Below are 17,376 nucleotides of genomic sequence, written 5' to 3'. Positions count from 1 at the left end.
CCCTCACCAACGTTGCCTAGGCCTTTGGCGAAGGCTTCGTATCCTCTCCCGCGGGCGGGAGAGGAGGGGTCAGGGTTTGTGCCAGGCGGCGATTGTGCGGCCGAGGGCGGCGTGGGCGGTGTTGAGCTGGGGGACGGGGGCTTTGGAGCCGGTCAGGTAGACGGCGGCGACGAGCGGGGCGCCAGCCGGGGGCCAGAGGACGGCGATGATGTTGGCGGCGCCGTTCATGCCGGTGCCGGTCTTGTCTGCGACGCGCCAGTCTGCGGGGAGGCCGGCGCGGAGACGGTCTTTCCCGGTGGGCGATGCGACCATCCAGCCGGTGAGGCGCGCGCGGGCGTCCGCCGTGAGCGCGGCATCCGACAGCAGCAGTTTTTCAAGCGTTCCGGCCATCGCGCGCGGCGTGGTGGTGTCGCGCGGGTCGCCGGGAATGTTGGTGTTGAGCGTCGGCTCGGTGCGATCGAGACGCGTTTCGCTGTCGCCGAGGCCGCGCAGCCAGCGCGTGAGCCCGGCGGGGCCGCCGACGAGCGGAAGCAGCAGGTTCGCGGCGGTGTTGTCGCTCAGCTCCACGGTCGCGGCGCACAGCGCCTCCACGCTCATCGCCCCCTCCGCGACATGGCGCGCGGTGACGGGGGCGTAAGCGAGCAGATCGGCAGCGGTGTAGGGGACGGGGCGATCGAGGCGCAGCGCGCCGGCCTCCGCGCGGGCGAGCACCGCGGCGGCGAGCGGGGCCTTGAAGGTGGAGGCCATGGCGAAGCGTTCATCGGCGCGGTGCGCGAGCGTGCGTCCGCTGCCGGTATCGCGCACGAAAAGGCCGATACGGCCGCCGCTTTGCGCCTCGATTTCCGCGATGCGCGGCGCGAAGCCCTCCGCATCGCGGCGGGGCAGGCACGCCGCAAGCGCGGTCGCGGCCAGCCCGGAAACGGCGAGGCGGCGCGTGATCGCGGCGGACATCAGGGCCGGATGACGGGCAGGTTCCGATGGATCTCGGCCAGCCGTGCGTAGTGCTTCGGGCCCCTGCGGTTTCCGGCGATTTCCTCGGGCGTGAGGTCGCGGACGTATTTCGCGGGGCGGCCCGCCCACATCTGGCCCGAAGGGATGCGCTTGCCCGGCGTCAGCATCGCGCCCGCCGCGAGCATCGCATCGCCTTCGATGACGCAGCCGTCCATCACGATCGCGCCGAGGCCGACGAAGGCGTTGTCTTCAAGCGTGCAGCCGTGGATGGTCGCGGTGTGGCCGATGAGGCAGTGGCTGCCGATCACGGTGTTGTATGCGCCGCCCGTGACATGGACGACGGTGCCATCCTGAATGTTTGTGCATTCGCCGATGGTGATCGTGCCGACATCGCCGCGCAGCACGCAATTGTACCAGACGCTGGAGCCCGCGCCGATCTTCACATTGCCGATCACGTGCGCGCCGGGGGCGATGAAGACGTCCTCGGCGATCTCGGGCACGGCGCCCTCGTAGCTGTAGACGGGCATCAGTCCCACGCTCGCGAGCGGGAATAGGTGATGATGCGCATTTCCTTGCCGCCCGTGGTGGCGGAGGTTTCGTAGAAATCGAGCTCGGGCTTGCGGCGCATCCGCAGGCGGTCCATCAGCCCCCAGCTGCGCGTGTTTTCCGACATGGTGATCGCGATGATGCGCTCGACATCCAGATTGGCGAAGCCCCAGTCGAAGCTCGCGTAGGCGGCTTCCTTGGCGAAGCCCTGGCCCCAGCAATCGTGCCGGAAACGCCAGCCGATCTCGATCTCGCCGTCAACGGGCGTGCCGGGCTTTTCGCAGACGAGAAGCCCGCAAAAGCCGATGAACGAAAAGTCTGACTTGCGCTCGACTGCCCAGAAGCAGTGGCCGCGTTCCTTCTCGCTCTTGATCATGCGCTCCATCGCGGCGTCGGCGTCTGCCGCGCTGCGGGGGCCGCCGAGATGCTCCATGACGCGCTTGTCGGCGCAGAGCATCCGAAACGGCAGACGGTCGGACTCGCGCCAGGGGCGGAGTTTCAGGCGTTCGGTAACGATCATGGGAAGAGAGGCGCCTGCAGGAGTCCGGTGGTTTCGGGAAGGCCGAACATCAGGTTCATGTTCTGGATCGCCTGACCCGACGAGCCCTTCACGAGGTTGTCGATCGCGACGATCACGATGGCGCGGCCGGGGATGCGATCCTCGAACACGTTCATCACGCAGTGGTTGGAGCCGCGCACCATGCGCGTCGATGGGCCTTTGCCTTCCGGCAGCAGGTGCACGAAGGGCGCGGCGGCATAGCGGTGGCCGAGCGCGGCGCGCAGGTCCGCCACGCTCTTGCCGGGCATCAGCTCGACCGTGATGGTTTCAAGCTCGCCGCGGTTCATCGGCACGAGATGCGGCGTGAAGCTGATGGTGACGGCGCCGTTCGCGCGCTTCGCAAGCTCCTGCTCGATCTCCGGCATGTGGCGGTGGCGGCCCATGCCGTAGGGGTGCACCGCCTCCGCCATCTCGGCGAAGAGGTTCGCTTCCTTCAGGCTGCGGCCTGCGCCGGAAACGCCCGAAAGCGCGTTGATCGTGATCCGCTCGTGGCCGACGAGGCCGGCTTCGAGGAGCGGGAGCAGGGCGAGCAGCGCGGCCGTGGGGTAGCAGCCGGGGCAGGCGACGATGCGCGCGGCGGGCAGAAGCTCGGCGGCATATTCGGTGAGGCCGTAGATCGCATCGGGCAGCAGCTCGGGCGCCGGGTGCGGGTTGCCATACCATTCGGCGTAGGTCTCGGCGCTGTTCAGGCGGAAATCCGCCGACAGATCGATGATGCGCGGGCCGATGAGCGTCGAGAGCAGCGCGGCGGAGGCGGCGTGCGGCAGACAGCCGAACACGGCGTCGATGCCCGCCCAGTCGATCTCCTCGGCGCGGACGAGGCTGGGCAAAGGCACGTGGGCGAAATGCGGCCATACGTCCGCCATCGCCTGCCCCGCCTTGGCATTGGCGCTGAGCGCGGCGATTTCGATGTTGGGATGCGTGAGCGCGAGGCGAACGAGATCGGCGCCGGTGTACCCCGACGCTCCGAGCACGGCGATGCGGATTTTTTGCGACATGGCGCGCGGCTTAGCGGATATGCCGGGGGGATTCCAGCGCTAGACGAGGTCGCGCGGCAGGGCGTCGAGCGCGGCTTCCATTTCGGCGAAGCTGGGGGCGTGGTTCGATGGCGTGGTGCGGCGGCCGAGCTCGACCGCGACCTGCGGCGCCTGGCCCTGCAGGTGCGCGACGATGACGGTTTTCACGAGGGTGAGGTACTTAGCCTCCGCATCGATCACCTGCGCGAGGCGGGAGGCGATGGGGCCGACGACGGTGTAGCTGAGCAGCACGCCGAGAAAGGTGCCGACGAGCGCGCCGCCGATCATGGCGCCGAGGACCTCGGTCGGCTGATCCACCGAGCCCATGGTCTTGATGACGCCGAGCACGGCGGCGACGATGCCGAGCGCGGGGAGGCTGTCTGCGAGTGTCTGGAGCGCGCCCTGCGCCTGATACTCCTCGGCGATGTGGCGATCGAGATCAGCCTCCATCGCGTCGGCCATCTGGTTCGGATCCTCGAAGTTCATCGCCATCATGCGCACGTAGTCGCAGATGAAGGAGACGAGCGCCGGGTCCGCCGCGATGCGCGGGAAGGCCGCGAAGAGGCGCGATTCCTCGGGGTATTCGATGTGGCTTTCAATCGCGACCACGCCGCGCGTGCGCAGCGTCTTGATGAGGAGGAAGAGGAGGCAGAGGAGGTCGCGATAATCGGCCTTGCCCCAGCGCTCACCCTCGAACGCGCGGCGCACGCCTTCAGCGGCGCGGCGCAGCGTCGTGCTGCTGTTGGCGATGATGAAGGCGCCCGCCGCCGCGCCCACGATAATCAGCAGCTCCTGCGGCAGCGCCCCGGCAATGATGCCGAGTTCGCCGCCCGCAATCAGGAAGCTGCCGAACACGCAGACAAGCACGATGGCCAGCCCGAAAAAGATAATCACGACCCACGACCCCGCGAGACAGATACACGTACGCGAGGGTCATGGTGGGGCCGCGCTGGTTAAGGGCGCTTTAAGCGTCCGGGTACTTCACCGAGCAGCCGTAGGCGCGGGTGACCGGGCTTGCGACGGCGCGGCCGGCGGCAACGTCGCCGAGCGCGGCGGTGACGTAGTTCTTCGCGGCCTTGATGTCCGCGGGGTTCGCGGTCGGCTTGTCGTCGATCGCGCCCGCGTAGCGAAGCACGCCCTTGCCGTCGATCACGTACATGTGCGGCGTGGCGCGCGCATCATAGGCCTTGCCGATCTTGCCTGCCGGATCGAGCAGATAGGCGGTCGGCTGGAAGGTCCAGTCCTTCATCTCCTTCGCGGCGAGCGCGCCGTCGACGTAGCCCTGCTTGCCGGGCGCGCTGCTGTTGACGGTGAGCCAGACGACGCCCTTCGCCTTCGCATCGGCCTGCAGTTTCTGCATGTTGCCGGAATCGTAGTGCTTCTTCACGAACGGGCAGCCGCTATTCGTCCATTCGAGAACGACGGTTTTCCCGGCGAAATCCTTGAGGCTGACGGTCTTGCCCGCTGCCGTTTGCGCGGTGAAGGCGGGGGCGGGCTTGCCGACCTCGGCGGCCCAGGCGGTTCCCGCGAAGGCGATGGCAGCGAAAGCGGCGATGGCTGTTTTCATGTCTCGTCTCCCTTTGGTGAAGGGAAAGGATGCCATAATCAGGCGCGGCGGGCGAGTTCCAGCATCAGCGCCTCGCTCAGAAGCTGCGGAAGCACCTCCGCATCCTTGCCGCGCGCGTAGAAGAGATAGAGCGGGACACCGGCGCGCCCATGGCTTTCGAGGAAGCGCGTGATTGCCGGATCGGCGTTGGTCCAATCGCCCACGAGCGTCGGGATTCCGGCCTCCGTGAAGGCGGCGGTGACGGCGGGCGCGGAGAGGGCGCCGTTTTCGTTCACCTTGCAGGTGATGCACCAGTCGGCGGTGAAATAGACGAACACCGGGCCTTCGGCGCGAAGGGCGGCGAGGCGGGCTTCGGTGAAGGGCTCGACGTTCGGCAGCGCCGCATTGGCGACGGGCGCCTCGGCGCGCGGCGTGATGAGGAGCACGGTTGCCACGGAGAGCGCGGCAACGACGAGCGGCACGGCGGCGGGGCGCCCGCCGTGCTGGCGAATGCCGACCCACCAGAGCCCAGCAGCGAGGAACACGGCGGCGGCGATGCCGAAACTCATGCCCGAAACGCCCGCCTGCCGCCCGAGCACCCAGGCGAGTGCAACGGCGGTCGCGAACATCGGCAGCGCCATGATGCGGCGGAACGTCACCATCCACGGACCGGGCCTTGGCAGGCGATTGCGGAGCGCGGGGATGAAGCCGATCAGAATGAAGGGCAGGGCGAGACCAAGCCCCAGCCCGGCGAAGACGAGCAGACCGAGCGCGGTTGGAAGCAGAATGGCCGCACCAAGCGCGAGGCCCATGAACGGCCCGGTGCAGGGCGTAGCGACGATTGCTGCAAGTGCGCCGGTCCAGAACGCGCCCTGCGTTCCGCCACGCGATGCAAGCATATCGCCGCCGACTTGCGGCGCGCGCACTTCGAACAGCCCGGCAAGGTTGAGCGCGATGGCGGTGACGAGCAGCAGCAGCAGGAAGATGACGCGCGGATCCTGAAGCTGGAACGCCCATCCGACCTGCGCGCCCGCCGCGCGAAGCGCGAGGATAAGGGCGCCGAGTGCGACGCAGGTGCCGACGACACCCGCTGTGTAGGCAAGCGCTTCGCGCCGCGCGGCGCTTTCGGAATGGCCGCCGTTTGCCAGGCTGAGCGCCTTGAGCCCGAGGATCGGGAACACGCACGGCATCACATTGAGGATGAAGCCGCCGAGGACGGCAAGTGCGAGAGCAGTGAGCGCGGACGGCAGGCCGGGCTGATGCTGTTCGTGTCCAGCAGACGCGAGCGGCGCGCCCGCTGCCGCGACCTCGCCCGCGTTTGCGGTGAGGCTGGCGCCGAAATGGCTGCCGTCGGCGCGGTCCAGGCGTAGCACGCCGCTCACCGCGCCGGGATCGGCATTGGCGCCTGCCGTGGTTTCGATGATGAGCGTGTCGCCGCTGCGGCTGACAGTCTGCGGCGCGTCGTAATCGAGAACGCCGTCGGCTTCGGGGAAAAAGTAGGCGCGGCTGACATCGCCCGCGCCGGTGGTATCGACCGAGAGGCGGAACTTGCCATCCGCATGGGCGTAGCGCGCGGGCCAGTCGACCGGACGAGGCAAAGCGGCGCGCGCCTTTTCGAAGCGCGGTGCGGCGGCAGGATCAACTGCCCCGTCGCCGACCTCGAGGTCGAGCGCGAGGTCCGCGCTTTCAGGGACGCAGAGTTCATCGTCGCAGACGAGATAATCGACGCGCACCTTCACGGGGAGCGGTGTGCCGGGCGCAAGCTGCGGCACGGAAAGGTCGACGAGCAGCGCCGCGTCGCCTTCGAACACGTAGTTCATGATGCCCGAGACGGTGAACGTCGACGGCACGGGGTAGCGGATGGCCGAGGCCGCGGCACCCTCCGGCAGGGTCCACGCCGCCTGCGTTTCGATGCCCGCGCTGCCGGGGTTCTTCCAATAGGTATGCCAGCCCTTGCGGGGCGTCGTGACGATCGCGAGCACTGCGGTCTTGCCGGGCGCAGGCGCGGCGCTTTCCGCGATCAGCTCGACGCGGGTGTTGGGGTTCTGCACGGCGCTTGCCGCAAGGGCGGGCGACGCGAGGGCGGCAAGCAGCAGGAGAACGGCGCGGAACATGGCGCCAAGGCTTAGCGGCACTCCCCCCAAACGGAAAGGGCCGGCGTTGCGGCCGGCCCTTTGAACGTGATTCTGAAAGCGGACTAGCGCTTCGAGAACTGGAAGCTCTTGCGCGCCTTGGCGCGGCCGTACTTCTTGCGCTCGACGGTGCGGCTGTCGCGGGTGAGGAAACCCGCAGCCTTGACGACGCCGCGCAGTTCCGGCTCGAACTTGGTGAGAGCCTGGCTGATGCCGTGCTTTACTGCGCCGGCCTGACCCGAAAGCCCGCCGCCCGAAACGGTGGCGACCACATCGAACTGGCCGCCGCGCTCCGACACGTCGAAGGGCTGGTTGATGACGAGGCGCAGCGTCGGACGCGCGAAATACACGGTCTGATCGCGGCCGTTGACCGTGATTTTGCCGGTGCCCGGCTTGATCCAGACGCGGGCGACGGCATCCTTGCGGCGGCCGGTGGCGTAAGCACGGCCCTGCGCGTCGATTTCCTTTTCGCGCAGCGGTGCGGATGAGACGACCACAGGCGCACCCGTGCCGGTGTCGGCGACGGTTTCGACGGCAAGATCCTTCAGATCCTCAAGACCCATTTTCTCTTCAGCCATGACTTAGGCACCCACCTTGTTCTTGCGGTTCATCGACCCGACGTCGACGACCTGCGGATTCTGTGCGACATGCGGATGCTCTGCGCCCGCATAGATGCGAAGGTTGCGCATCTGCGCGCGGCCGAGCGGCCCGCGCGGAACCATGCGCTCGATAGCCTTCTCGAGCACGCGCTCCGGGAAGCGGCCATCGAGAATCTTGCCGGCGGTGACGGCCTTGATGCCGCCCGGATAGCCGGTGTGGCGGTAGTAGGTCTTGTCCTTGAGCTTGTTGCCCGTGAAGCGGACCTTACCCGCGTTGATGACGATGACGTTGTCGCCGCAATCGACGTGCGGCGTGTAGATCGCCTTGTGCTTGCCGCGCAGGCGATTGGCGATGATCGAAGCGAGACGGCCCACGACGAGACCGTCGGCATCGATCAGCAGCCACTTTTTTTCGACTTCGGCGGGCTTCGCCGAGACCGTGGACTTGGTGTGCATGGTTCGATCCCAAAACAAAGGCGGGCCGCATGAAGCCGCCCGCGTGAACGGCGCGGCATATGATGGAGCGCCGCAAAAGCGTCAAGTGAAATAGGCGCTTAGGCGTGGGGTATTATGGTGTTCAGGCAAATTTACAAACGGAATCAGTGGCTTTCAGTGCATCCGGTATCCCGGCCTGCCGAGGCCATGCGCGCACGAAACCGCCGTCCACACCAGCAGCGCGGCGACCGCCTGATGCGCGACCGCCACGTGGAGCGCCACGCCGGTGAGCAGCGTGGCGATGCCGAGGATGATCTGCGCAGTGAGCAGAAGCAGCACCAGACGTGGCGCGCTGCCCCCGCTTTCACGCGCCGTGCGCACGGAAAGCAGGACGAGCAGCGCCGCGGCGATCCACGCCCACCAGCGGTGCACCCACTGCACGACGACGGGGTTGTCCACGACGTTGCGCCAAAGCGGCTCCAGCCACTGCACGCCTTCGGGGAAAAAGCGCCCGCCCATGAGCGGCCATTCGGCAAAGGCGTGCCCGGCATTGAGCCCGGCGACGAACGCCCCGAGGACGATCTGGATCGCCAGCGCCGAAAGCGCCAGCACGGCGAAACCTGTGAGCCGCGAGCGGCCTTCGCGGCGGTGGAGCGCCATGAGATCGCGCGCGGTCCAGACGAGCCCGCCAAGGATGAAAAGTGCGGTGCCGAGATGCACGGCGAGGCGGTCGTGCGCGACGTCCGGCCGGTCGATGAGGCCGGAGGCGACCATCCACCAGCCGATCGCCCCCTGTAAGGCGCCGAGCGACAGGAGCGCGAGCAGGCGCGGCTTGTAGCCTTCGGGGATCGCCCGGCGAACCCAGAACCACGCGAGCGGCAACGAGAAGGCGAGGCCGATGAAGCGGCCGAGCACGCGGTGCAGATATTCCCAGAAAAAGATCGCCTTGAACTCGGACAGTGACATGCCCCGGTTGACCTTCTGGTATTCGGGGTAGGCCTTGTAGGCTTCGAATTCTGCGTGCCACTCCGCATCATTCAAGGGCGGGACGACGCCCGAGATCGGCTCCCAGCGGACCATCGACAGGCCGGATTCGGTGAGACGCGTGATGCCGCCGACGACGACCATCGCGAAGACGAGCGCTGCGACGACATAAAGCCAGAGCGCAATGGCGCGGGGGCGGGCAGGAGAGGTCATGCGGCGGGATTAATGCAGCGCGCAGGGCGCGCCAAGCGCTACGATGACGCGGCCTCGCGCACCACCCAGTCGCGGAAGCGGGCGAGGGCTTCGTTGCCGCCGCTTTCGGGGGAGACGAGATAATAAGCGTCGTCAGTGGCGAGCGGCAGATCGAAGGGCGAGACGAGGGCGCCCGATGCAAGCTCCGGCTCTATGAGGAAGCTGGGGATGAGCGCGGCGCCCGCGCCCGCCGCGGCGGCCTGCGCGAGCATCAGGAAATGTTCGAAGGTCGGGCCGGATACGGTGGGCGTGGTTACTCCGGCGAGGCGAAACCAGCGGGTCCATGCGTCCTTGCGCGAGGTCTGGAACAAGAGTGGCTTGCCGATGAGGTCGGCGGGCGCGGCGAGCGGGTTTGCGGCGAGCCATGCGGGCGCGCAGACGGGAATCGAGGTTTCGCGGAACAGGAAATCGTGCGCCGCGCCGGGCCAATCGGGCAGGCCGAAGTGGATCGCGGCGTCGAAATCCTCCTCAGCGAAATCGAACGTGTCCGACCGCGCGGCGAAATTGACGACGAGGTCGGGGTGTTCGGCCGTGAAGCGGGGGAGGCGGGGCGCGAGCCAGCGCATCCCGAAGCTGGGCAGGGTGGCGATGCTGAGAGCATTGTCCGGCCGCCGCGAGGCGAGACGGGCGGTGGCGCGGCGGATGCGATCGAGCGCGGGGGTTATCTCGTCGGCATAAGCGCGGCCGTCGGCATTCAGCGCGACGCGGCGGCCCGTGCGGTCGAACAGCGGCGTCTGCAGCCAGTCTTCCAGAAGGGCAATCTGGCGGCTTACGGCGCTCTGCGTCAGTCCGACCTCTTCCCCGGCGCGCGAGAAGCTGCCGTGACGCGCGGCGGCGGCGAAGCTGGTGAGCGCGCCGATCGGCGGCAGGTGGCGGCGTTCATTCATTCCAAAATCGCATGAGTAGATGAAGGCTCCTTGTTTGCCATCTTTGTGATTTCCTGACAATCGGCTCTGGAACGTTGGGAGTTTTATCATGTCGAATGCGAATGTAGGCGCGGTCGAACGGTTGGTGATCGATACGTTGGGACCGCAAGGCGGCGCGAAGGCGCTCGGCGCACTCTCCATCGATGCGGCGCTTCTTGCGGAAACCGGCGAGACCGTCTCACGCGCGGCATTTGCGATGGCGCTGAACGTGCTGCTGTTCGACGACCTGCTGAGGCGCGTGCCGAGCGGCGCGGCCTATGTGGCGGATACGGTGGCGCGCGGCGAGCGCATCACATTCGACCACGGCGCGCTGCGCACCGTGCGCTTCCGGGAAGGCCCGACCGGTGCGCTCCCCGCCGGACAGGACGCGTTCCAGCGCATCCTGGAGCCGCTCGGCTACCGCGTGGCCGACACGTATCCGCTGCCCGCGCTGCGGATGACGGGTCGCGCTTACTGCCATCTCGACGCACCGGAGGCGATCCCGCAGTTCTTCGTGAGCGAGCTTCATGTCGAGCGCTTCGACGAGGGCTTCGTGCGCGCCGCCGAGCGTGTTTTCGGCACGACGCGCGATCCGCTGAACGCCGACGCGCAGGACGTGCTCGCGGCTTTCGCGACGGACGGCAGCGTACCGCTCGCCGATGCGCTGGTGGCACTGCCGGCCATCGTCGCCTGTTTCGACTGCCATCACGACCCCGTGACGCTCGGCGACTATGAGGCGCTGCTCGCGCGCTCGGGCGAAGCGGCGTGGATCGCGACGGAGGGTAACGCTTTCAACCACGCGACCGACCGCGTGGCCGATGTCGATGCGCTCGCCGCGCGGCTGAAGGCCGAAGGCCGGCCGATGAAGGACGCGGTGGAAGTGTCGAGCAGTGGGCGCGTGCGGCAGACGGCATTCCGCGCCGATACGTTTGAGCGCAAGTTCGCGGGCGGCGTGCGCCGCACCGTGCCGGGCTCGTTCTACGAGTTCATCACGCGCGACGCGGACCCCGCGAGCGGCGCACTCGACTTGCGTTTCGACAGCGGCAACGCGACCGGCATCTTCGCGATGACGCGCGCAGCGTAACGCGGTAAGCAGCGCCGAACTCTTTTTGATGGAGAAGACCATGTCCGACAATTTGCTTGGGGTTTACAGCCGGGCACCGCTCGTCGTCGATCGCGGTGAGGGGTCGTGGCTCTATGATGTCGACGGCAACCGCTGGCTCGACTGCGTGATGGGCATTGCGACCGACGGGCTTGGCCACGCGCACCCGAAGCTGGTCGCCGCGCTCGAAGCACAGGCGAAGAAGCTGTGGCACGTTTCCAACATCTTCCGCATTCCGGGGCAGGAGGCGCTGGCTGAGCGCCTGATCGATTCGACGTTCGCGGACGTCGTGTTCTTCGGCAATTCTGGGTCCGAGGCGATCGAAGGCGCACTGAAGACCGCGCGGCGATATCACCATGTGAACGGCGCGCCGGAGCGGATCGACGTGATCGGCTTCGCGGGCTCGTTCCACGGCCGCACCTACGCGGCAGTGAACGCATCGGGCAACGCATCGTATCTCGACGGCTTCGGACCCCGGCTTCCGGGCTACGTGCAGCTGACCCTCGACGACGAGGCGGGCATTGCCGAAGCGATTGCGCGGCCGACGACGGCGGCGGTGATCGTGGAGCCCGTGCAGGGCGAGGGCGGCGCACGGGCGCTGACCGGCGAATGGTTGAAGCGCGTGCGCGACCTCTGCACGCAGCACGGCGTGCTCCTCATTTATGACGAGGTGCAGAGCGGCATGGGGCGCACGGGCAAGCTGTTCGCGCACCAGTGGTTCGAAGGCGTGGAGCCGGACATCATGGCGATCGCCAAGGCGCTCGGCGGCGGTTTCCCGGTCGGCGCGTTCCTCGCTACGCGAGAAGCGGCGAAGGGCATGGTCGTCGGCACGCACGGTTCCACCTTCGGCGGCAATCCGCTCGCCATGGCCGTGGGCATCGCGGCGTTCGACGAAATCTCCAAGGAAGAGACGCTGGCGCACGCCCGCGCTGTTTCGGCCGAACTCGTGGAGCAACTGAACGCGCTTAAAAACAAGCACAGCGATCTGATCGTCGAAGTCCGCGGCAAGGGGATGCTGATCGGCCTGAAGCTCGTGCCCAACAACCGCGAGTTCATGGCGCTGGCGCGCAATCACGGCATTCTTGTTGCGGGCGGCGGCGAAAACTGCGTGCGCCTGCTGCCTTCGCTGCTGCTTTCCAGCGCCGAGGCGGCGGAGGTCGTGAAGCGGCTCGACGCGGCGTTCGCGGATGCGCGGACGCGCCTCGCCAAGGCGGCCTGATGCTGGTGATCCGGCCGGCAGGCCCGGCCGACCTTGATGTGATGATGGAACTCGCGGTGCTTTCAGGCCGCGGGTTCACCAGCCTGCCTGAGGACGAGGCGACGCTTGCGGCGCGCCTTGAACTCGCGGAGGCGAGCTTCACGGGCGCCATCGCGCCTGCCGAGGCGTGGTACACGATCATGCTGGAGGACACCGAGACCGGACGGGTCGAGGGGCTGGCCGGGGTTCGTGCCGCCGTGGGACTGAAACGCCCGCACTTTTCGTTCCGCGTGATGACGCTCGCGCAATATTCGTCGGCCATCGGGACGCGCTTCGACCATCAGGCGCTGGTGCTGGTGAACGAGTGCGGCGGGTGGACCGAGGTGGGATCGCTGTTCCTTCGGCCCGAGCGGCGCAGCGGCGGTGCGGGGAGCCTGCTCGCGCGCTCGCGCTACATGCTGATCGGCGCCGAGCCGACGCGCTTTTCGCACACCATCATGGCGGAGCTGCGCGGCTGGTTCGACGAGACCGGCCATTCGCCGTTCTGGGAAGGTGTCGCCTCCAAGTTCTTTCGGCTGCCGTTCGAGGAGGCGGACCGCATGGTGACCTCCACGGATGGTCAGTTCATCCTCGACCTCGCGCCGCGCCACCCGATCTATGTCGACCTCATCGATGCGGACGCGCGCGCGGCGATCGGGCGTGTTCATCGCGACGGCGAGCCGGCGCTGACGCTGCTGGAGAAGGAAGGCTTCGAACGCTCGGGCCTGATCGACATTTTCGACGGCGGGCCGACGATGACCTGTTCGGCAGCCGAGGTCGCCACGATCCGCGCAACGCAAACGCTGCGGCTGGAGATCGGCGAGCCCGGTGAGCGCCAAGCGCTGCTATCGACGACACAGATCGACGGGTTCCGATCGGTGCGCGCGGCGGCCCGCGTTGGCGAGACCGCCGTGACGATCACCAAAGAAGCGGCCGATGCGCTGAAGCTGAGCAACGGCGACGCGGTGAGGGTCTCTGCATGACGATTTTCCATTCGATCGATCCGGCGACGGGCGAAACCGTATGGGAAGGCCCGGCCGCAAGCGCAGACGATTGCAATGCCGCCATCGCAAAGGCACGCGCTGCACTCGGCGCGTGGCGATCGAGCCCACTCGAGGAGCGGATCGCGCTTGCGCGGCGCTACGGCGAAGTGCTCGGCAGCCGCAAGGCGGAGCTTTCGCGGCTGATTTCGCGCGAGACGGGCAAGCTCCTGTGGGAGACCGAGGCCGAGATCGGATCGATGATCGGCAAGGTCGAGGTTTCGATCCGCGCGTTTGCCGAGCGCACCGGCGAGCGGGCGGCGGACATGCCGTTCGGGCGCGCCGTGCTGCGTCATCGCGGGCACGGCGTGATGGCGGTGCTGGGGCCGTACAACTTCCCCGGCCACCTGCCGAACGGGCACATCATCCCGGCACTGCTTGCCGGGAACACGGTTGTGTTCAAGCCATCTGAAATCACGCCCGCCATCGGCGAGGCGATCGTCGCGGCGTGGGCCGAGGCGGGGCTTCCCGAAGGCGTGCTCAATATCGTGCAGGGTGCGCGGGCGACGGGCGAAGCGCTGGTTGCAGGCGATATCGATGGGCTGTTGTTCACGGGCTCTGCGGGGGCGGGCGCGGCGCTGCGGCGCGCGCTGATCGACCGTCCGCATGTGAGCCTCGCGCTTGAACTCGGCGGCAACAATCCGCTTGTCGCGTGGGATTCGCCGGAGGCTGCCGCATCGATCATCGTGCAGTCGAGCTTTGTGACCACCGGCCAGCGCTGCTCGTGCGCGCGGCGGCTGATCGTGCCCGAAGGCAAGGTGGGTGACGCGATCGTGGAGGCGGTGGACGCGATGGCCGGGCGGTTGCGCATCGCCGCGTGGGATGAGGCGGGCGCAGCGTTCATGGGGCCGCTCGTGTCCGAGGCCGCCGCTGGCGGTGCGCGGGTTGCGGTGGACGGGATCGTGGCGCGCGGAGCGAAGGTGATTCGGCCGTTCGCGGGCATCGAGGGGCGTTCGGCCGCGTTCGTGACGCCCGCGATCTTAGACGTGACCGGTATCGATGTGCCGGACGCCGAGATTTTCGCGCCGGTGGTGCAGGTGATCCGCGTGGGCGACTTCGACGCGGCGATGCGCGCTGCGAACAATACGGTTTTCGGGCTTTCCGCCGGGCTCATCAGCGAAGACGCCGATCTATGGACGCGTTTCATCGAGGAAAGCCGCGCGGGCGTCGTCAATCGCAACCGGCCGACGACGGGCGCGGCGGCGAATATGCCGTTCGGCGGACTCGGGGCCTCTGGAAATCATCGCCCAAGTGCGTATTACGCAGCGGACTATTGCGCGTACCCCATCGCCAGTTTCGAGGCGGCAGGGGTTGGCGCGGTGGAGGTTCCCGGCTTAGACGGGTAAACATACACTGGTGTACGCTGACGGAGGGGTGATTCATGAAGACGCGCGCGGCTGTGGCTTTCGAGGCGAAGAAGCCTCTTGAGATCGTGGAACTCGACCTTGAAGGCCCGAAGGCGGGCGAGGTTCTGGTCGAGATCATGGCGACGGGCATCTGCCATACGGACGCCTACACGCTCGACGGCTTCGACAGCGAAGGCATCTTCCCCAGCGTGCTCGGCCACGAAGGCGCAGGCATCGTGCGCGAAGTGGGGCAGGGCGTTACTTCGGTGAAGCCGGGCGACCACGTGATCCCGCTCTACACGCCGGAATGTCGCCAGTGCAAAAGCTGCCTTTCGGGCAAGACCAACCTCTGCACCGCGATCCGCGCCACGCAGGGCAAGGGGCTGATGCCGGACGGCACGACGCGGTTCAGCCACAAGGGCCAGCCGATTTTCCATTACATGGGCTGCTCGACCTTCTCGAACTTCACGGTGCTGCCGGAGATCGCCGTGGCGAAGATCCGCGAGGACGCGCCGTTCCAGTCGAGCTGCTACATCGGCTGCGGCGTGACGACGGGTGTGGGCGCGGTCATCAATACGGCCAAGGTGCAGGTCGGCGACAATGTCGTCGTGTTCGGTCTCGGCGGTATCGGCCTCAACGTGCTGCAGGGCGCGCGGATGGCCGGCGCCAACAAGATCATCGGCGTCGATGTCAACCCCGACCGCGAGGAATGGGGCCGCAAGTTCGGCATGACGGACTTCCTCAACTCCAAGGGGATGAGCCGCGAGGATGTCGTCGCGAAGATCGTCGCGATGACCGATGGCGGCGCGGATTACACCTTTGACGCGACCGGCAACACCGAAGTGATGCGCACCGCGCTCGAAGCCTGCCATCGCGGCTGGGGCACGAGCATCATCATCGGCGTGGCCGAGGCGGGCAAGGAAATCAGCACGCGACCCTTCCAGCTCGTCACCGGGCGCAACTGGCGCGGCACGGCGTTCGGCGGGGCCAAGGGCCGCACCGACGTTCCCAAGATCGTCGACATGTACATGACCGGCAAGATCGAGATCGATCCGATGATCACCCACGTCATGGGCCTTGAAGAGATCAACAAGGGCTTCGACCTGATGCACGCGGGCAAATCGATCCGCTCGGTCGTCGTCTACTAAAGCAGCCACTCGATCGGCAGGCGCGACAGAACCCGGATGGCGAGGCGTTGCAGCCGCGTCGTGCCGGGTTCGACGTCGTGGATTTCGATCTCGCCGCCATCTTCCTCGCGCTCGATCCAGCGCAGGCGACCCTTGTCGCTGAGCGTCACCTCATAGGCGCTCATGGGGATCACGCTCTCGAAGGCGTCCTGCACGTCTGCGGCGAGTTCCGGGCTTTCGATAACGAAGCCCAGCTCTGTATTGAGCGCGACCGAACGCGGATCGAAGTTGAACGAACCCACGAAGAGCCGCTCGCGGTCTACCGTGAAGGTCTTGGCGTGCAGCATCGAGCCGCTCGAACGCAGGATCGAGCCGGTGACGGACCTTGCGGCCGACCCGCCGACGCCGAGCGGGAGGCGGCGCTTCCGCCGCGTGCCCGCACGCGGGCGTCGCATCTCGTAAAGCCGAACCCCGGCGCGGATCAGCGCTTCCCTGCGCTTCGCATAGCCCGCGTGGACGATGGCGACATCGGTGGATTCGAGCGCGTTCGTCAGCACGCTGACCTTGATTTTTTCCCGCGAAAGTTCGGCGAACGCTTCGACACCGGCGGCGGTCGGCACGAAATAGGCGGAAACCAGCGCCATCTCGCGGGAGGGGCGGCCGACCGCTTCCTGCAACTGCTCGCCGAGCGACGTACCCGGCCTCGCCTTGTCGAGCACCTTCGCGGGATCGTCGCTGACCATCCGCACGCGCGTCCATACCAACGGCAATGAGCCATCCAGCATGTGCGTGATGAAGGGCAGGGAGCGGACGGTTTCCACGTAGGTGTGCGCCCGCGGGTCGGCGTGGACGGCCGCCGAGCGCTCCGCCAGCTCTTCGAGCTGTTCGACGCCGACTACGGGGAGCAGGCGCGTGGCGGGCCACGCCGAGGCGCAGTTCCAGTAGCGGTCGAAATCGCGCGAGACGTCGTTCACCACCGCGCCGATCGCCAGGACATCAAGGTCGGCGAAAAGGTCGCCGTCGCGCGCGGCGAAATACTCGTCGCCGACGTTGCGGCCGCCGATGATCGTCGCCTGACTGTCGGCAGTGAAGCTCTTGTTGTGCATCCGCCGGTTGAGGCGCTTGAAATCGGTGAGATAGCCGAGGGCCTTGGGGCGGCGGACGAAGAACGGGTTGAACAGGCGCACTTCGATCATCGGATGGACGTCGAGCGCGGCGAGCAGGTTGTCGAGGCCGGCGATGCCGTTGTCGTCGAGCAGCAGGCGAACGCGCACGCCCCGGTCTGCCGCCTCGCGCAGCGCTTCGAGCATCAGCATCCCGGAGAGGTCTGCGCGCCATATGTAGTATTGCACGTCGAGGCTGCGCTCGGCCGCGCGGGCGAGGAGGATGCGCGCGGCGAACGCCTGATGCGCGTCGGCAAGCAAATGGATGCCTGAAAGGCCCGGCCTTGCCGCGGCTTCCTGCTCGATACTGCGCCCGAGCCGCGTGCCTTCGGTATCGGACAGCGCTTCGCTCTGGAGGCGCGGTTCAAGGGGCGGCAGGCGTCTGAACCGGCGCACGATCTCTCCCAGCGGTTTCAAGGGCGACCGTGGCCCAAAG

Annotated in this window: 17 protein-coding genes; 5 read left to right on the top strand and 12 right to left on the bottom strand. The window is 67.4% G+C overall.

Features of this window, described 5'->3' with window-relative positions; all coding sequences use genetic code 11:
* Positions 1-69 precede the first annotated feature (69 nt).
* From bla to gcvA, 11 genes are all read right to left on the bottom strand, one after another.
* A complete protein-coding gene (bla, locus tag AAC014_RS16710) occupies positions 70-951 on the bottom strand; it encodes a class A beta-lactamase (RefSeq protein ID WP_339710777.1) in 882 nt (293 codons plus the stop codon).
* A complete protein-coding gene (locus tag AAC014_RS16705) occupies positions 951-1,478 on the bottom strand; it encodes a gamma carbonic anhydrase family protein (protein WP_339710774.1) in 528 nt (175 codons plus the stop codon). Before AAC014_RS16705 ends, bla begins: the two co-directional genes overlap by 1 nt.
* On the bottom strand, positions 1,478-2,017 hold the full coding sequence (locus AAC014_RS16700; RefSeq protein ID WP_293779760.1) for a GNAT family N-acetyltransferase: 540 nt from the start codon (positions 2,015-2,017) through the stop codon (positions 1,478-1,480). The genes AAC014_RS16705 and AAC014_RS16700 overlap by 1 nt, the downstream gene beginning before the upstream one ends.
* Positions 2,014-3,054, bottom strand: coding sequence for an N-acetyl-gamma-glutamyl-phosphate reductase (gene argC / locus AAC014_RS16695; protein WP_339710770.1), 1,041 nt, complete (start codon positions 3,052-3,054; stop codon positions 2,014-2,016). The genes AAC014_RS16700 and argC overlap by 4 nt, the downstream gene beginning before the upstream one ends.
* Before the next feature lie 39 nt (positions 3,055-3,093).
* Positions 3,094-3,966, bottom strand: a complete 873-nt coding sequence (gene motA / locus AAC014_RS16690) for a flagellar motor stator protein MotA (RefSeq protein ID WP_339710767.1) — start codon at positions 3,964-3,966, stop codon at positions 3,094-3,096.
* A gap of 70 nt (positions 3,967-4,036) precedes the next feature.
* Complete coding sequence (locus AAC014_RS16685) at positions 4,037-4,639, bottom strand: thioredoxin family protein (protein ID WP_339710765.1); 603 nt, start codon at positions 4,637-4,639, stop codon at positions 4,037-4,039.
* Positions 4,640-4,677: 38 nt separating this feature from the next.
* Positions 4,678-6,732, bottom strand: coding sequence for a protein-disulfide reductase DsbD domain-containing protein (locus AAC014_RS16680; protein WP_339710761.1), 2,055 nt, complete (start codon positions 6,730-6,732; stop codon positions 4,678-4,680).
* Between the two features lie 83 nt (positions 6,733-6,815).
* Positions 6,816-7,328, bottom strand: a complete 513-nt coding sequence (gene rpsI / locus AAC014_RS16675) for a 30S ribosomal protein S9 (protein WP_339710758.1) — start codon at positions 7,326-7,328, stop codon at positions 6,816-6,818.
* A gap of 3 nt (positions 7,329-7,331) precedes the next feature.
* A complete protein-coding gene (gene rplM, locus AAC014_RS16670; protein ID WP_293779748.1) occupies positions 7,332-7,805 on the bottom strand; it encodes a 50S ribosomal protein L13 in 474 nt (157 codons plus the stop codon).
* Positions 7,806-7,958: 153 nt separating this feature from the next.
* On the bottom strand, positions 7,959-8,981 hold the full coding sequence (locus AAC014_RS16665; RefSeq protein ID WP_339710753.1) for a COX15/CtaA family protein: 1,023 nt from the start codon (positions 8,979-8,981) through the stop codon (positions 7,959-7,961).
* Positions 8,982-9,019: 38 nt separating this feature from the next.
* Positions 9,020-9,907 (bottom strand): transcriptional regulator GcvA, encoded by an 888-nt coding sequence (gene gcvA, locus AAC014_RS16660; RefSeq protein WP_339710751.1) that lies wholly within the window; start codon positions 9,905-9,907, stop codon positions 9,020-9,022.
* Between the two features lie 88 nt (positions 9,908-9,995).
* Here gcvA and AAC014_RS16655 point away from each other — a divergent pair, with 88 nt between their 5' ends.
* The 5 genes from AAC014_RS16655 to AAC014_RS16635 are packed head-to-tail and all read left to right on the top strand — an operon-like array spanning position 9,996 to position 15,798.
* A complete protein-coding gene (locus tag AAC014_RS16655) occupies positions 9,996-11,009 on the top strand; it encodes a DUF1338 domain-containing protein (RefSeq protein ID WP_339710748.1) in 1,014 nt (337 codons plus the stop codon).
* A 40-nt stretch (positions 11,010-11,049) separates the two neighbouring features.
* On the top strand, positions 11,050-12,246 hold the full coding sequence (locus tag AAC014_RS16650) for an aspartate aminotransferase family protein (protein WP_339710746.1): 1,197 nt from the start codon (positions 11,050-11,052) through the stop codon (positions 12,244-12,246).
* Positions 12,246-13,247, top strand: a complete 1,002-nt coding sequence (locus tag AAC014_RS16645; protein WP_339710744.1) for an arginine N-succinyltransferase — start codon at positions 12,246-12,248, stop codon at positions 13,245-13,247. The genes AAC014_RS16650 and AAC014_RS16645 overlap by 1 nt, the downstream gene beginning before the upstream one ends.
* Positions 13,244-14,650 carry a succinylglutamate-semialdehyde dehydrogenase gene (gene astD, locus AAC014_RS16640; RefSeq protein WP_339710741.1) on the top strand — a complete coding sequence of 469 codons (1,407 nt, stop codon included), beginning with the start codon at positions 13,244-13,246 and terminating at the stop codon, positions 14,648-14,650. The genes AAC014_RS16645 and astD overlap by 4 nt, the downstream gene beginning before the upstream one ends.
* A gap of 35 nt (positions 14,651-14,685) precedes the next feature.
* Entirely contained in the window at positions 14,686-15,798 is a 1,113-nt protein-coding gene (locus AAC014_RS16635; RefSeq protein WP_339710738.1) for an S-(hydroxymethyl)glutathione dehydrogenase/class III alcohol dehydrogenase, read from the top strand.
* Here the strand turns inward: AAC014_RS16635 and AAC014_RS16630 are convergent.
* Positions 15,795-17,336 (bottom strand): phospholipase D family protein, encoded by a 1,542-nt coding sequence (locus AAC014_RS16630; RefSeq protein WP_339710736.1) that lies wholly within the window; start codon positions 17,334-17,336, stop codon positions 15,795-15,797. The two genes, AAC014_RS16635 and AAC014_RS16630, sit on opposite strands and share 4 nt — an antisense overlap.
* Positions 17,337-17,376 lie beyond the last annotated feature (40 nt).

Source organism: uncultured Sphingosinicella sp., from assembly GCF_963974575.1.
Taxonomy (GTDB): Bacteria; Pseudomonadota; Alphaproteobacteria; order Sphingomonadales; family Sphingomonadaceae; genus Sphingosinicella.
Note: the sequence above shows the minus strand (reverse complement) of the source record. Positions and strands in the feature narration are given on the sequence as shown.

Bases quoted from the DNA above. Each gene is read 5' to 3' on its own strand.
- bla (WP_339710777.1), bottom strand. From the start codon at position 951: ATGTCCGCCGCGATCACGCGCCGCCTCGCCGTTTCCGGGCTGGCCGCG.
- AAC014_RS16705 (WP_339710774.1), bottom strand. From the start codon at position 1,478: ATGCCCGTCTACAGCTACGAGGGCGCCGTGCCCGAGATCGCCGAGGAC.
- AAC014_RS16700 (WP_293779760.1), bottom strand. From the start codon at position 2,017: ATGATCGTTACCGAACGCCTGAAACTCCGCCCCTGGCGCGAGTCCGAC.
- argC (WP_339710770.1), bottom strand. From the start codon at position 3,054: ATGTCGCAAAAAATCCGCATCGCCGTGCTCGGAGCGTCGGGGTACACC.
- AAC014_RS16685 (WP_339710765.1), bottom strand. From the start codon at position 4,639: ATGAAAACAGCCATCGCCGCTTTCGCTGCCATCGCCTTCGCGGGAACC.
- AAC014_RS16680 (WP_339710761.1), bottom strand. From the start codon at position 6,732: ATGTTCCGCGCCGTTCTCCTGCTGCTTGCCGCCCTCGCGTCGCCCGCC.
- rpsI (WP_339710758.1), bottom strand. From the start codon at position 7,328: ATGGCTGAAGAGAAAATGGGTCTTGAGGATCTGAAGGATCTTGCCGTC.
- rplM (WP_293779748.1), bottom strand. From the start codon at position 7,805: ATGCACACCAAGTCCACGGTCTCGGCGAAGCCCGCCGAAGTCGAAAAA.
- AAC014_RS16665 (WP_339710753.1), bottom strand. From the start codon at position 8,981: ATGACCTCTCCTGCCCGCCCCCGCGCCATTGCGCTCTGGCTTTATGTC.
- gcvA (WP_339710751.1), bottom strand. From the start codon at position 9,907: ATGAATGAACGCCGCCACCTGCCGCCGATCGGCGCGCTCACCAGCTTC.
- AAC014_RS16655 (WP_339710748.1), top strand. From the start codon at position 9,996: ATGTCGAATGCGAATGTAGGCGCGGTCGAACGGTTGGTGATCGATACG.
- AAC014_RS16650 (WP_339710746.1), top strand. From the start codon at position 11,050: ATGTCCGACAATTTGCTTGGGGTTTACAGCCGGGCACCGCTCGTCGTC.
- AAC014_RS16645 (WP_339710744.1), top strand. From the start codon at position 12,246: ATGCTGGTGATCCGGCCGGCAGGCCCGGCCGACCTTGATGTGATGATG.
- astD (WP_339710741.1), top strand. From the start codon at position 13,244: ATGACGATTTTCCATTCGATCGATCCGGCGACGGGCGAAACCGTATGG.
- AAC014_RS16635 (WP_339710738.1), top strand. From the start codon at position 14,686: ATGAAGACGCGCGCGGCTGTGGCTTTCGAGGCGAAGAAGCCTCTTGAG.